This is a genomic window from Lentzea albida, from assembly GCF_900111005.1.
In the GTDB taxonomy this organism is placed as follows: domain Bacteria; phylum Actinomycetota; class Actinomycetes; order Mycobacteriales; family Pseudonocardiaceae; genus Lentzea; species Lentzea albida.
Map to the genome: position 1 here is coordinate 166,337 of NZ_FOFV01000003.1, position 13,490 is coordinate 179,826.

The 13,490-nt window shown below is 69.5% G+C and carries 14 protein-coding genes; 5 read left to right on the top strand and 9 right to left on the bottom strand.

The features are described from left to right. Window positions 1-102 precede the first annotated feature (102 nt). From BMY74_RS09790 to BMY74_RS09810, 5 genes are read right to left on the bottom strand one after another with little or no spacing between them, the layout of a single operon-like run. On the bottom strand, window positions 103-801 hold the full coding sequence (locus tag BMY74_RS09790) for a FadR/GntR family transcriptional regulator (RefSeq protein WP_089913136.1): 699 nt from the start codon (window positions 799-801) through the stop codon (window positions 103-105). Further along, a complete protein-coding gene (locus BMY74_RS09795) occupies window positions 802-1,569 on the bottom strand; it encodes a 3-oxoacyl-ACP reductase (protein ID WP_089913140.1) in 768 nt (255 codons plus the stop codon). It abuts the gene before it with no gap. Window positions 1,570-1,602: 33 nt separating this feature from the next. Next, window positions 1,603-2,955: an aldehyde dehydrogenase family protein gene (locus BMY74_RS09800; RefSeq protein WP_089913143.1), complete on the bottom strand. Its 1,353-nt coding sequence runs from the start codon at window positions 2,953-2,955 to the stop codon at window positions 1,603-1,605. Continuing rightward, entirely contained in the window at window positions 2,952-3,647 is a 696-nt protein-coding gene (locus BMY74_RS09805) for a gamma-glutamyl-gamma-aminobutyrate hydrolase family protein (RefSeq protein ID WP_218159588.1), read from the bottom strand. Before BMY74_RS09805 ends, BMY74_RS09800 begins: the two co-directional genes overlap by 4 nt. Next, window positions 3,634-4,974 (bottom strand): glutamine synthetase family protein, encoded by a 1,341-nt coding sequence (locus BMY74_RS09810; protein ID WP_089913146.1) that lies wholly within the window; start codon window positions 4,972-4,974, stop codon window positions 3,634-3,636. The genes BMY74_RS09805 and BMY74_RS09810 overlap by 14 nt, the downstream gene beginning before the upstream one ends. A 111-nt stretch (window positions 4,975-5,085) precedes the next feature. Here BMY74_RS09810 and eat point away from each other — a divergent pair, with 111 nt between their 5' ends. From eat to BMY74_RS09835, 5 genes are all read left to right on the top strand, one after another. Further along, window positions 5,086-6,510, top strand: coding sequence for an ethanolamine permease (gene eat, locus BMY74_RS09815; protein WP_089913150.1), 1,425 nt, complete (start codon window positions 5,086-5,088; stop codon window positions 6,508-6,510). A 194-nt stretch (window positions 6,511-6,704) separates the two neighbouring features. After that, window positions 6,705-7,463: an IniB N-terminal domain-containing protein gene (locus BMY74_RS09820; protein ID WP_089913154.1), complete on the top strand. Its 759-nt coding sequence runs from the start codon at window positions 6,705-6,707 to the stop codon at window positions 7,461-7,463. Window positions 7,464-7,475: 12 nt separating this feature from the next. Continuing rightward, window positions 7,476-8,369, top strand: coding sequence for an NAD-dependent epimerase/dehydratase family protein (locus tag BMY74_RS09825; protein ID WP_089913157.1), 894 nt, complete (start codon window positions 7,476-7,478; stop codon window positions 8,367-8,369). Further along, window positions 8,362-9,225, top strand: a complete 864-nt coding sequence (locus BMY74_RS09830; RefSeq protein WP_089913160.1) for a 3-hydroxybutyryl-CoA dehydrogenase — start codon at window positions 8,362-8,364, stop codon at window positions 9,223-9,225. The genes BMY74_RS09825 and BMY74_RS09830 overlap by 8 nt, the downstream gene beginning before the upstream one ends. Before the next feature lie 64 nt (window positions 9,226-9,289). Then, window positions 9,290-9,787 (top strand): hypothetical protein, encoded by a 498-nt coding sequence (locus tag BMY74_RS09835; RefSeq protein WP_089913163.1) that lies wholly within the window; start codon window positions 9,290-9,292, stop codon window positions 9,785-9,787. Here BMY74_RS09835 and BMY74_RS09840 read toward each other — a convergent pair. Genes BMY74_RS09840 through BMY74_RS09855 form a run of 4 tightly spaced genes read right to left on the bottom strand, consistent with a single transcriptional unit; the run spans window position 9,784 to window position 13,484 of the window. Continuing rightward, a complete protein-coding gene (locus BMY74_RS09840; RefSeq protein WP_089913166.1) occupies window positions 9,784-10,365 on the bottom strand; it encodes a GTP-binding protein in 582 nt (193 codons plus the stop codon). The genes BMY74_RS09835 and BMY74_RS09840 overlap by 4 nt on opposite strands. Beyond that, window positions 10,346-10,711, bottom strand: a complete 366-nt coding sequence (locus tag BMY74_RS09845; protein ID WP_089913169.1) for a DUF742 domain-containing protein — start codon at window positions 10,709-10,711, stop codon at window positions 10,346-10,348. The genes BMY74_RS09840 and BMY74_RS09845 overlap by 20 nt, the downstream gene beginning before the upstream one ends. After that, window positions 10,711-11,145, bottom strand: coding sequence for a roadblock/LC7 domain-containing protein (locus tag BMY74_RS09850; RefSeq protein WP_089913172.1), 435 nt, complete (start codon window positions 11,143-11,145; stop codon window positions 10,711-10,713). The genes BMY74_RS09845 and BMY74_RS09850 overlap by 1 nt, the downstream gene beginning before the upstream one ends. After that, on the bottom strand, window positions 11,142-13,484 hold the full coding sequence (locus BMY74_RS09855; protein ID WP_342716667.1) for a sensor histidine kinase: 2,343 nt from the start codon (window positions 13,482-13,484) through the stop codon (window positions 11,142-11,144). The genes BMY74_RS09850 and BMY74_RS09855 overlap by 4 nt, the downstream gene beginning before the upstream one ends. Window positions 13,485-13,490: the final 6 nt, after the last annotated feature.

Below are 13,490 nucleotides of genomic sequence, written 5' to 3' on the forward strand. Positions count from 1 at the left end.
TTCGCATGACAACAGGACATTTAAGCCTGCAAACGTTTTCACGTTGTCGTCAACATGCCCGATCACTGTGCCACGTTGCTGCGTTCGCCGGAGTCTGACCGGTCAGACCAGGAAGCCGCGCAGCAGCGAGGCCGTCCCGTCGAGGTGCTCGGCCATCGCCTGGCGGGCCGCCGCCGGGTCTCCGTCCAAAATGGAGACGATGATGCGCTCGTGCTGGGCGTTGGAGTGCGCGAGGTTCGGTTCGAGCAGCGGGATGTGGTCCAGCAGCTCGTTGGCGCGCATCCGCGACTCGGCGACGGCGGCGGTCAGCGCCGCGGACCCGGTCGCCTCGGCGATCGCGAGGTGCAGCCGCGAGTCCTTGCGCCGGTACTCCGCGAGCGACGAGGTCGAGGCCTCCTCGAGGCGGGCGCGCAGGCCACGGCGTTCGGCCGGGCCGAGCGAGCGGCCCGCCGCCGTCTCCGCGGCGCCCGTCTCCAGCACCCTGCGCAACGTCAGCACGTCGTGCAGGTCGCCGAACTCCTTGCCGGGGGCCGACTTCGGGAGCGAGTCCTTGACGAACGTGCCGCCGTACCGCCCCCTTCGCGACTCGACGTAGTGGTTCTCCTGCAACGACCTGATGGCCTCGCGCACGGTCACCCGGCTCACGCCGAGCCGGGTGGCCAGGTCCCGTTCGGACGGCAGCCTCTCCCCTGGCGCGACGACGCCGAGCCGGATGGACTGCATGAGCCGTTCGACGGTCTCCTCGAAGGCGTTGCCCGCCCGCACCGGGCGGAACAACGCCTCCTGCGCGTGTTCCACCATCTACAGAGGTGTCACGTACGCGCCGGCGATGCCGCCGTCCACGAGGAAGTTCGACGCGGTCATGAACGAGGAGTCGTCGGACGCCAGGAACGCGACCGCCGCGGCGATCTCCTCGGGTTCCGCGAACCGGCCGAGCGGGACGTGCACGAGCCGGCGCGCGGCCCGCTCCGGGTCCTTCGCGAACAGCTCCCGCAGCAACGGGGTGTTGACCGGGCCGGGAGACAGGGCGTTGACGCGGATGCCCTCCCGGGCGAACTGCACGCCGAGCTCACGCGACATCGCGAGCACGCCGCCCTTCGACGCCGTGTAGGAGATCTGGGACGTCGCCGCGCCCATCGTCGCGACGAACGACGCCGTGTTGATGATGGAGCCCTTGCCGTTGGCCTGCATGTGCGGGATGGCGTACTTGCAGCACAGGTAGACCGACGTGAGGTTCACCTTCTGGACGCGCTCCCACGCCTCGATGCCCGTCGTGAGGATCGAGTCGTCGTCGGGCGGCGAGATACCGGCGTTGTTGAACGCGATGTCCAGCTTGCCGTAAGTGTCCACAGTGGTCTGGAAGAGCGCCTTGACCTGTTCCTCGTCGGTCACGTCGACCTGGACGAACAGCCCGCCCACCTCGTCCGCGGCCGCCTTGCCGGTGGCGGGGTCGAGATCGGCGACGACGACCTTCGCGCCCTCGCTCGCGAACCGGCGCGCGGTCGCGAGTCCGATGCCGCTGCCGCCCCCCGTCACGACGGCCACGCGGCCCTCGAGTCGCTGCACCATCTTGTGTTCTCCTTGCTCGGGTGTGACCGGAAATCAGGTGGCGATGAAGACGTTCTTGACCTCGGTGAAGGCGTCGAGCGCGTCGGGACCGAGCTCGCGGCCGAGGCCGGACTGCTTCACACCACCGAAGGGCGTCCAGTAGCGGACGGACGAGTGCGAGTTCACCGACAGGTTCCCGGCCTCGACGGCACGGGACACCCGGATCGCACGGCCGACGTCGTTCGTCCAGATCGACCCGGACAGGCCGTACTCGGAGTCGTTCGCGATCCGGATCGCGTCGGCCTCGTCGGTGAACGGCAGCACGACGACGACCGGCCCGAAGATCTCCTCGGTGACGGTCACGTGGTCCGCGGGCGGCGTGAGGACCGTCGGGGGGAACCAGAACCCGGGACCGTCGGGCGACGAGCCCCGGAAAGCGACGTGGGAGTCGTCTGGGACGTAAGACGCCACCTTGCCGAGGTGCGCCGCCGTGATGAGCGGCCCCATCTCGGTGGCCTCGTCACCGGGCTCGCCGACCTTGACGCCCTTGACGGCGGGCTCCAGCAGCTCCATGAACCGGTCGTAGACGCCGGCCTGCACGAGGATCCGCGAGCGCGCGCAGCAGTCCTGACCGGCGTTGTCGAACACCCCGTACGGCGCCGTGGCGGCCGCCTTCTCGAGGTCGGAGTCGGCGAAGACGATGTTCGCGGACTTGCCGCCGAGCTCCAGGGTCACCCGCTTCACCTGGTCCGCGCAGCCCGCCATGATCTGCTTGCCGACCTCGGTGGAGCCGGTGAAGACGACCTTGCGCACCAACGGGTGCGTGACGAACCGGTTGCCGACGACGCTGCCCTTGCCCGGCAGCACCTGGAACACGCCCTCCGGGAGGCCCGCCTCCAGCGCGAGCTCACCGAGCCGGATCGCGGTCAGCGGCGTCACCTCGGCGGGCTTGAGCACGACGGTGTTGCCGGCCGCGAGCGCGGGCGCGAAACCCCAGCCCGCGATGGGCATCGGGAAGTTCCACGGCACGATCACGCCGACGACGCCGAGCGGCTCGTGGAACGTGACGTCGAGCCCGCCCGCGACCGGGATCTGCTTGCCGAACAGCCGTTCCGGCGCGGCCGAGTAGTACTGCAGCACGTCGCGGACGTTGCCCGCCTCCCAGCGCGCGTTGCCGATGGTGTGGCCGGAGTTCTCGACCTCCAGCAGCGCGAGCTCCTCGACGTGCGCGTCGACGACCTCCGCGAACTTCCGCAACAGCCGGGCGCGGTCTCCCGGTGCGACGGTTCGCCAGCTCTCGAACGCCTTCTGCGCGCGGGCGATCGCCGCGTCCGTCTCCTCGAGGGAGGTGTGCGGTACGGACCGCACGACTTTCTCGGTGGCCGGGTTGATCACGTCAAAGGTCACGACGCTTTGCTCCTTGCGACGTCCACGAGCGCTTCGAACAGCCTGAGGTCTTCGATGTCCTGCTCCGGGTGCGACTGCACGCCGACGACGAACCGCGCGCCTTCCAGTTCCACGGCCTCGACCGTGCCGTCGGGGGCCTGCGCGGTGACCCGGAGCCCGTCCGCGATCCGGTCCAGCGACTGGTGGTGGTGGCACTGAACGGTCGTCCGGCCGCCGAGGATCCGGTGCAGCGCGGTGCCTTCCGCGACGGTGATCTCGGTGTGCTCGAACACCGCGGGCGCCGGGTTGTGGCCCTCGACGTGCTGGTGCAGCGTGCCGCCCAGCGCCACGTTGAGGACCTGCATGCCCCGGCACACCCCGAGCAGCGGCAGGTCGAGCTTCAGCGCGGCCTCGACCAGCGCGAACTCGGCCTCGTCGCGGGCGGGGTTCGGGTCGCCGGTCCGCTCGTCGGGCTCGGCCCCGTAGGTCCCGGGGTCGATGTCGGCACCGCCCGCGATCACCAGGGCGTCCAGGAACGCGATGGTCTCGGCGTTCCACGCGCCGACCGGCGGCAGCATGACGGGGTTGCCGCCCGCCTGCACCACGCAGTCGAGGTAGCCGCGGTAGAGCACCGCGGCCTCCACGTCCCAGTGCCCGAAGCGCGTGCGCTCCAGGTACGTGCTGATGCCGATGAGTGGCTTAGAGGCGCTCAAACCCGCGTACCTTCTCCCAGTCCGTGACCGCCGCGTCGAACGCGGCCAGTTCGACCTTCGCCGCGTTCAGGTAGTGGTCGACGACGTCCTGCCCGAACGCCGATCGCGCGATCTCGCTGGCGGACAACAACTCCGCCGCCTCGCGCAGCGTCGTCGGCACCGTCGGCCGGTCGGACGCGTAGGCGTTGCCGACGAACTCGTCCTCCAGTTCCAGCTCCTGCTCGACGCCGTGCAGACCGGCCGCGATCAGCGCCGCCACCGCCAGGTACGGGTTCACGTCCCCGCCGGGTACCCGGTTCTCGAACCTCAAGGACTGCCCGTGGCCCACGACCCGCAGCGCGCACGTGCGGTTGTCGCGTCCCCACGCGACGGCGGTCGGCGCGAACGAGCCCTGCACGTAGCGCTTGTAGGAGTTGATGTTCGGGGCGAGGAAGTAGGTGAGCTCCCGCAGCGCGGCCAGCTGACCGGCGAGGAAGTGCTTCATCAGCTTCGACATGCCGTGGCCCTCGGCGAAGACCGGCTCGCCGTCCTTGGACCGCAGGGAGAGGTGGATGTGGCAGGAGTTGCCCTCGCGTTCGTTGTACTTCGCCATGAACGTGAGCGACTTGCCCTGCTGCGAGGCGATCTCCTTGGAACCGTTCTTGTAGATCGCGTGCTGGTCGCACGTGCGCAGCGCCGTCGTGTAGCGGAAGGCGATCTCGTGCTGGCCGGGGTTGCACTCGCCCTTGGCCGACTCGACGACCATGCCGGCGCCTGTCATGCCGTTGCGGATGGCGCGCAGCAACGGTTCCACGCGCGCGGTGCCGAGCAACGAGTAGTCGACGTTGTACTGGTTGGACGGTGTGAGGTCGCGGTAGCCCGCGTTCCAGGCCCGCTCGTAGGTGTCGTCGAAGACGATGAACTCGAGCTCGGTGCCGACGTACGCCTCGAGGCCGAGCGCCGCGAGCCGGTCGAGCTGCTTGCGCAGGACCTGCCGCGGCGAGGCGACGACGGGGTCGCCGTTCTCCCAGACGACGTCGCACATGATCAGCGCGGTGCCCTCCTGCCACGGCACCCGGCGCAGCGTCTCGACGTCCGGCTTCATGACGAAGTCGCCGTACCCGCGTTCCCAGCTCGACATCGCGAAGCCGGTGACCGGGTTCATCTCGACGTCGACGGCGAGGAGGTAGTTGCAGCCCTCCGCGGAGTGCCCGAGGACCTCGTCGAGGAAGTACCGCGCAGCGCACCGCTTGCCCTGCAGGCGGCCCTGCATGTCCACGATCGCGACCAGGACGGTGTCGATCTCACCGGTGTCCACGGCCTCGCGCAACTCCTCGACGGTCAGCATCTCCGCGTTCCTCCAAAGGTATGCCTGCGAGCCATTGGCCGCATCATCTTGACACCACCGGGTGACGAGCGCCACCCTCAACCACCGCTTAAAGGACTATTAGGAGTCCATATGGCCAAGCACGTCGAGTACGAGAAGGTGAGCAGCGACTACCTGGAGCACCGACAGCTCAAGAGAGGCGCGGCGGGGTGGGTCCTGCTGGCCGGGCTGGGAGTCTCGTACGTGATCTCCGGCGACTTCGCCGGGTGGAACTTCGGCCTCGCCCAGGGTGGCTGGGGCGGGTTGCTGATCGCCACGATCCTGATGGCGACGATGTACACGTGCATGGTGTTCGGTCTGGCGGAACTGGCGTCGGCACTGCCCGTGGCGGGCGCCGGCTACGGCTTCGCGAGGCGCGCGCTCGGCCCGTTGGGCGGGTACGCAACGGGTATCGCGATCCTCATCGAGTACGCCATCGCTCCCGCGGCGATCTCGGTGTTCATCGGCGACTACGTGAAGGCTCTCGGTCTGCTCGACGCGACGTGGCCCGTGTACCTCGCGTGCTACATCGTGTTCGTCGGCATCCACCTGTACGGCGTGGGCGAGGCGCTGCGGGTGATGTTCGTGATCACCGGTGTCGCCGTGGTGGCCCTGGTCGCGTTCGTGGTGGGCATGGTCCCGAAGTTCGACTCCTCCAAGCTGTTCGACATCGGTGACGGCTCGTTCCTGCCGATGGGCGTGACGGGCGCGTGGGGCGCGGTGGTGTTCGCGATCTGGTTCTTCCTCGCGGTGGAAGGCGTGCCCCTGGCCGCCGAGGAAGCGCGCGATCCCAAGCGGGACATGCCCCGCGGCATCATCGGCGCGATGGTGGTGCTGCTGGTGTTCGCGGCGGCCATCCTGCTCGTCGCTCCCGGCGGTGCGGGTTCGAAGGTGCTGGAGGCGTCCGGCAACCCGTTGCCCGAAGCCGTTCGCGCGGCCTACGGCGGCGACACGTTCCTGGCGCAGCTCGTGAACTACGTCGGGCTGGCCGGTCTGGTGGCGTCGTTCTTCTCGATCATCTACGCGTACTCGCGGCAGCTGTTCGCGTTGTCGCGGGCGGGATACCTGCCGCGGTGGTTGTCGAAGACCGGCAAGCGCAAGACCCCGTACCTGGCGTTGATCGTGCCCGGCACGATCGGCTTCGTCCTGGCGACCACGATGAAGACGATCGACCCCGTGACCGGTGGCGCCCGGCTCATCAACATCGCGGTGTTCGGTGCCGCGTTGTCGTACGTGCTGATGATGGTGTCGCACATCGTGTTGCGGAAGACGGCGCCCGACCTGCCTCGCCCGTACCGGACTCCTGGCGGTGTGGTGACCACGAGCGTGGCGCTGGTCCTGGCCGTGGCCGCTGTCATCGCGACGTTTTTCGTGGACGAGATCGCCGCCGCGGTCACGGCGGGCATCGTGGTGATCGCCGTGGCGTACTACTGGTTCTACAGCCGGCACCACCTCGTGGCGAACGCTCCGGAGGAGGAGTTCGCGGCGATCGCGAAGGCGGAGGCCGAGCTCGACTGAGCGGACGGGCGGCGACACGGTCCGTGCCGCCGCCCGCCCCTAACGCGGGGTGACGTCCCCCTAACGGGTGACGGACGGCCCCTAAGGAGTTCGGCCGCCCGAGATCTAGGGCGCGCACCCGATGCCAGGGGAATGTTGATCTCACTACGGTTCCCGGGAACCTTCCCCCGACCCGCCGTAGGAGCTCCACTCCCATGATGCAGCAGGACATCCAGCCGGCCACCCCGCAGCAGCCCGTTCAGCCCGCCGCGCCCGCCCAGGCCACCCCGGCGGCCGTGCCGCAGGAGGCCCAGCCGGCGACGCTGCAGGAGTTCGCCCTCAACCTCCTGAACGACCCGGCGGCGCTGTCGGCGTTCAACCTCGACCCGGAGGGCGTCCTCGGCTCCTGCGGCCTCGGCGACATCACCCCCGGTGACGTGCAGGAGATCCTCCCGCTGGTGCTCGACGCCGCCTCGATCGCGGACGTCGGCGGCCTCGCGGACGTCAACGGCCTGGTCGGCGACCTGTCCGGCCTCGGCGACGTGTCGCACACCCTCGACGGCGTCACCGGCGTCGTGCCCGGCCTCGGCGACGTTGCCGGTCTGGGCGGTGTCGCGGACCTCGGCGGTGTGACTGACCTCGGCGGTGTGACCGACCTGTCCGGTGTGACGGGTCTCGCCGGCACCGGCGACGTGCTCGGCACCGTGACCGGTGTGGCGGACGTCGACGGCGTCCTCGGCACCGTCACCGGCGTGACCGACGTCGTCTCCCTCGACGTCACGACCGTCACCGAGACCGTCCACGAGGTCGTCCCGGACGTCGCGCCGGTCGGCGACGTGCACGACACCGTCCACGGCGTCGTCGACGGCACCGTCGGCACCGTGCTGGGCGGCGACGTGCTGGGCGGTGTCACGGACCTCGACGTGCTCGACGGCGTCGGCGGCCTGACCGAAGGCCTCGGCCTCGGTCTCTGATCTGATGCTCGGATGAGCAGACGAGCGTTGATCCTCGGCGGCACGGGCCTCATCGGCCGTGCCGCCGCTCGGCGTCTGAGGCAGGCGGGCTGGACCGTCGACGCGCCGGGCCGCGAGGTCGACCGCGGCGATCCCGAGGCGCTGGCCGCCGCGATGGGCGACGGCGCCGACCTCCTCGTCGACACCCTCTGCTACTCGGCCCAGGACGCGCGGACGCTGCTGCCGTTGGCGCGCAAGGCCGTCTCGACCGTGATGATCTCCGCCAAGGCCGTGTACGCGGACTCGCGGGGACGGCACGCGAACTCCCCCGAGCCACCCCGGTTCGACGGTCCGGTCACCGAGGACCAGCCGACGCTCGCACCGCAGGAGTCGGATCCGTTCACCCGCGAGGGATACGGCCCGAACAAGGTAGCGGCGGAACGGACGCTGCTCGACAGCGGACTGCCGGTCACCGTGCTACGACCGTCCAAAGTGCACGGTCCCGGCAACAAGCGCCCGCTGGAGCAGTACTTCGTCGAACGGATCCTCGCGGGCAACAAGGTGGTCGTGCTCGCCGCACGCGGTGAGGGCGTCGACCACCCGACCGCCGCGGCGAACCTGGCGGCGTTGGCCGAGACGGTCGCGGACCACCCCGGCGCGCGCGTGCTGAACGCCGCCGACCCCGACGCCCCGAACGGCCTCGAGATCTCCCGGATCATCGCGGCCTCGCTCGGCCACGTGTGGACGGAGATCCTCCTGGACCACTCCGAAGCGGGCCTGCACCCGTGGCACCGCGGCTTCGTCCTGGACACGTCCGCCGCCGTGGCCCTGGGCCACCGCCCGGTCGGCGACTACGCCCACACCGTGCAGGAGACGCTCCGCGACCTGGTTTCGAGGCACTCGTGGCAGGATCGGGCACGTGAGTGACATTCAACGTGTGGGAGTCGTCGGTTCCGGTCTCATGGGGTCCGGTATCGCCGAGGTGAGCGCACGCGCCGGTCTCGACGTCATCGTCGTCGAGGTCAACGCGGGTGCGGCCGAGGCGGCGCAGGGGCGGATCGCCACCTCGCTCGCCAGGGGCGTCAAGTCGGGCAAGCTCAGCGAGGAGGACCGGGACGCCGCCATCGCGCGCATCCGGTTCACCACCGACATCGGCGAGTTCGCCGACCGCCAGTTCGTGGTCGAGGCGGTCGCCGAGAACGAGCAGGTCAAGACCGAGATCTTCGCGTCGCTCGACAAGGTCGTGAAGGACGAGGACGCCATCTTCGCGTCCAACACGTCGTCCATCCCGATCATGAAGCTCGGCATGGCCACCAACCGGCCCGAGCAGGTCATCGGCGTGCACTTCTTCAACCCGGTGCCGGTGCTGAAGCTGGTCGAGATCGTGCCGTCGCTGCTGACCGGCGCCACCACGCAGGACCGCGCCGAGGCGTTCGTGACCGGCACCCTGCACAAGGAGGTCATCCGCTCGCAGGACCGCGCCGGCTTCGTGGTCAACGCGCTGCTGATCCCCTACCTGCTCTCGTCGATCCGCATGCTGGAGTCCGGCTTCGCCTCGGCCGACGACATCGACAACGGCATGGTGCTCGGCTGCGCGCACCCGATGGGTCCGCTGCGCCTCACCGACCTGATCGGCCTCGACACCACCAAGGCCATCGCCGAGTCGATGTACGACGAGTTCAAGGAGCCGCTGTACTCCCCGCCGCCGCTGCTGCTGCGCATGGTGGACGCGGGGCTGCTCGGCAAGAAGTCGGGCCGCGGTTTCCACAACTACGCGAAATAGGGTTTCGCGAAGGGTCCCTCAGAACGGTCCGGGGGACCTTTCGCGTTCGTGGACAATCCTCGGGGTGTCCTACTTCGACATCGACGGCTACGAGCCGCAGTGGCTCTTGGGCACTTCCGACATCGCCGACGCACGACTCCGGGCGCTGACCGGGCACACGCTGCGACACGTCTGGCTGCTCTGGGACCTCGACGACGACGAGTGGTTCGCCGACGCCCCCGTCCTGCTGGACTTCGGCCACGAGCAGGTCGAAATCAGCCACCAGAAGTTCGCGGACCTCTCCGTCACCTGGAACACCATCTCGCCGGCGAGGCAACGGACCTGGACCAGTGGGATCTTCCACCTCGCGTGGCGCGACGACGCTCGTGCCGAGGCAGCCGCCCTCCACGGCCAGCGCCTCGACTCGGTCGAACTGCTGGAGTACGCGGGTCCCGGCGCCTCCGGCATGACGCCCGTCAGCTTCGTGTTCCCCGGCGACCGGATCACCGTCTCCAACGGCCTCGACGAGAACCTGCTGGAGTTCGGTGATCCGGACCCGGTCTACCGCCGTACCCGGCTCTAGACCGCCGCCAGCCGGTTCATCGAGTGCTGGATCAACGCCACCAGCACCGACTTCGACGACTCGCGGTCCCGCGCGTCGCACAGCACCACCGGGATCGCCTCGTCGATGTCCAAGGCGTGCCGCACCTCGTCCACCGTGTACGCCTGCGACCCGTCGAAGCAGTTCACGGCCACGACGAACGGGATGCCGCGGTGCTCGAAGAAGTCGATCGACGGGAACGACGAGTCGAGCCGGCGCGTGTCGACGAGCACGACCGCGCCGATCGCGCCGGTCGCCAGTTCGTCCCACATGAACCAGAACCTGTTCTGGCCGGGCGTGCCGAACAGGTACAGCACCACCTTGGTGTTGATGGTGATGCGGCCGAAGTCGAGGGCGACGGTGGTGGTGTCCTTGCCCTCGATGCCGGCGAGGTCGTCGACGTGCACACCGGCCTCGGTGAGCAGTTCCTCGGTCCGCAGCGGCGGGATCTCGGACACCGACGCGACCATGGTGGTCTTGCCGGTGCCGAACCCGCCCGCGATGACGATCTTGACCGCGGTCGGCACGGTCAGCTGGGCGTCAGATCCCACGAACACCATCCAGTACGGCCTGCAGGAGGTCCCTGTCAGGAATCTTGGGAGTGGAGGTCTGCACGAGCACGTCACCGCGCTCGATGAGGTCCGAGAGCAGGACCTTCACCACGACGAGCGGGACGTCGAGGTAGGCGGCGACCTCGGCGACCGAGAGCGGGCGTGCGCACAGGGCCATGATCTCGCGATGTTCGACCGTCAGCGACGTCTGGTCGGACGCAAACGAGGACGCCCGGACCTGCGTCACGAGGTGCAGATCAGGCGCGTTCGGCCGGGTGCGGCCGCGCACCATCGCGTACGGCCGCACCAGCGGGCCCGCGGCCTCGTCGTACCACCAGTCGTCGCGCCCGGTCATCAGCGCGACTCACGCGCCGAAGGGACAGTCGCGGTCTCGGCGCGAGGAGCCGAGGAGAGGTACGTGCCGACTCGCTTGACCAGCATGTTCATCTCGTACGCGATCATGCCCATGTCCGCGTCCTCCTCACCCAGCACGGCCAGGCACGCGCCGTGGCCCGCAGCGGTCACGAAAAGATAAGCATGCTCCATCTCCACGATGGTCTGCCGAACAGCACCACCACCGAAATGGCGGCCGGTCCCCCGGGCGAGTGACTGGAACGCGGACGCCATGGCGGACAGGTGCTCCGAGTCGTCGCGCGACAGCCCGGCCGAGCGGCCGAGCAGGAGTCCGTCCGCCGACAGCACGACCGCGTGGCGGGCTCCGACCACGCGCTGGATGAGGTCCTCCAGCAACCAGTTCAGTTCGCCGTGCTGGCTGGTGTTGTCCTTCATGACGAGGGGGCTCCTTCTGATCTCCAGTCGTCGGACAGCCGGGCGTCACGGGTGCCGCGCTGGAACGCGGCGAGTCCGTCACGGGTCCGCTCGGCCGCCCGTTCGCCGGTCACCGGCTCGGCGTGCGACGGCTCCTCCGAGGACTGCATGAGCTGCGGCGCGAGGTTCTGCCGCTTCTTCCTGCGGGGAAGGGGTGCCTTCCCGTCCATCGCCTGAGGTGCCGCGGGGGTTGGTTCGTCCACAGGGGCAACAGCGCTCATGTCAGGTTCTACGAGCGCGTTCAGCCCCGCGTTCAGTGCCTCCTGCACTTCGGGATTCACCTTCACGGGGAAGCTCGGGTGGTCCTCGGTGTGCCCGTGGTACGCGTCGTGGAACGACCGCACCGGCATCTGAGTGGTCTCGGTGATGTCGCCCGCGGTGTTGTGCGGGGCGACGATGGCGGGCGGCAGGACGCACAACGCCACTGTGCCGCCGTAGGGCGAGTCGCGCAGCTCCACCTTGATGCCCCGCCGCGCGGCGAGCCTCGCGACGACGAACAGGCCGAGGCGGGACTCGCCCCGGAACGCCATCGTCTCGAAGTCCGGCGGGTTGGAGAGCTTCGCGTTGGCCTGGAGGCGTTCCTCCTGCGTCAGGCCGAGGCCGTGGTCCTCGATCTCGATGACGATCCCGTGCGGCGCGGCACTGGAGTGGATGACGACCTCGGAGCGCGGGGACGAGAACGCCGTGGCGTTGTCGACGAGCTCCGCGAGCAGGTGGATGGTGTCGGCGACGGCCACGCCGACCAGCGCGCGGTCGGGCACCGGGTTCACCCTGACCCGGACGTACTGCTCGGTCTCGGCGACGGCGGAGCGGATGACGTCGCTCAGGCGCACCGGCTTGCGCCACTGCCTGCCGGGCTGCTCGCCGGCGAGGATGATCAGGTTCTCCGCGTTGCGGCGGGCGCGGGTCGCCAGGTGGTCGAGCTGGAAGAGCGAGTCGAGCTGCTCGGGGTGCTCCTCCTCGCGTTCCAGCTTGTCGAGGATCTTGAGCTGCCGGTGCACGAGCCCCTGGTTGCGGTGGGCGATGTCGAGGAAGACCCGGTTCACGCCCTCGCGCGCCTGCGTCTCCTTCACCGCCGCCGCGACCGCCGTGTACTGGGCGGCGTTGAACGCGTCCGCGACCTGGCCGATCTCGTCGTTGCCGTAGTCGAGCGGCGGCATGTCCCGGTGGACGTCCACCTGCTCGCCGCCGCGCAGGCGCGCCACGATGTGCGGCAGCCGTTCCTGGGCGAGCCGCAGCGTGTCCTCCCGCAACGACGTCAGCCGCGTGACCAGCGCCCGCGACACCAGCCGGTTCGAGATGCGCAACGCCAGCACGATGCCCACGACGACGGCGAGCAACGCGATCAGGCTGCCGATCAGCACCGCGGCGACCCGGCTGTCGGCCTTGTCGACGCCCAGGTCGGCGGCGTTGCGGGCCTGCGTGACGGCGAGCCCGACGAGGTTGTCGTGCACGGGACTGGCCACGCCCCGCCACTGCACGTCGGTGACGCCCGCGTCGGCCGTGATGATCCGGCCCTCGAGGTCGAGCAGCGTCCGGTACTCCGTGCTGCCGCGCAGCGCGTCGTACTGCGAGCGCGGCTGCTCCAGCGCGAACGGGATCGAGGAGTCGAGGCTCGAGTGGTACGCGCCGATCAGCCGGGCGAACTCGACGCGTTCCGGTGCGGCGAACGAGCCGTTGAGCAGCCCGCGCGACCCGATCGTGGCACCGCGGGAGAGCCAGTCGGAGGCCTGGAAGATCGTCACGGCCTGGACGTTCGCCTGGCTCGCCTCCGCGTCGGGCACGAGGCGCGCCTGCCGCGACAGCAGCGCGACGCCCGAGTCGAGCAGGCTGTTGTAGAAGTCGTAGACCGCCTGCGCGTTCGCGGACCCCGAGTCGATCCGGGCGCGTTGCTGGGGCAGCTCGTCCAGCGCGGTGTTGAGGGCGTTGATCCGGTCGTTGATGTCCTGCGGCACGCTGTCGGAGAACTCGGTGAACGCGGCCCTCATCTTCCGGACGGCCTCGTCGGTGACGGCGTGCTGGCGCTTGAGCCCGCCCCTGTCGACGCCCTGGACGTTGCCGAGGACCTCGAGGCTCTGCTGCCGTTCCTTCTGCAGCCCGGCGAGCGCCTCGACGGACGGGATCGCCGCGCCCTTCACCCCGGCCGCGACCGACCGCATGTAGAAACCGTCGAAAAGGGTGTAAGAGGAGAAAACGGCCCACATGACCAGCAGGACCACGCTGGGAACGACCACGACACCGGCCAGCCGCGACCGAATGGTCCGGTAGTTGGTCGGTGTGTAACCGCTCTTCTCGCTCACAGCGCT

What these genes read in the sequence shown, in the direction of transcription:
- BMY74_RS09795 (WP_089913140.1), bottom strand. Translation starts at nt 1,569, where the DNA reads ATGGTGCAGCGACTCGAGGGCCGCGTGGCCGTCGTGACGGGGGGCGGC.
- BMY74_RS09810 (WP_089913146.1), bottom strand. Translation starts at nt 4,974, where the DNA reads ATGCTGACCGTCGAGGAGTTGCGCGAGGCCGTGGACACCGGTGAGATC.
- BMY74_RS09840 (WP_089913166.1), bottom strand. Translation starts at nt 10,365, where the DNA reads ATGGTGTTCGTGGGATCTGACGCCCAGCTGACCGTGCCGACCGCGGTC.
- BMY74_RS09845 (WP_089913169.1), bottom strand. Translation starts at nt 10,711, where the DNA reads ATGACCGGGCGCGACGACTGGTGGTACGACGAGGCCGCGGGCCCGCTG.
- BMY74_RS09825 (WP_089913157.1), top strand. Translation starts at nt 7,476, where the DNA reads ATGAGCAGACGAGCGTTGATCCTCGGCGGCACGGGCCTCATCGGCCGT.
- eat (WP_089913150.1), top strand. Translation starts at nt 5,086, where the DNA reads ATGGCCAAGCACGTCGAGTACGAGAAGGTGAGCAGCGACTACCTGGAG.
- BMY74_RS09850 (WP_089913172.1), bottom strand. Translation starts at nt 11,145, where the DNA reads ATGAAGGACAACACCAGCCAGCACGGCGAACTGAACTGGTTGCTGGAG.
- BMY74_RS09820 (WP_089913154.1), top strand. Translation starts at nt 6,705, where the DNA reads ATGATGCAGCAGGACATCCAGCCGGCCACCCCGCAGCAGCCCGTTCAG.
- BMY74_RS09790 (WP_089913136.1), bottom strand. Translation starts at nt 801, where the DNA reads ATGGTGGAACACGCGCAGGAGGCGTTGTTCCGCCCGGTGCGGGCGGGC.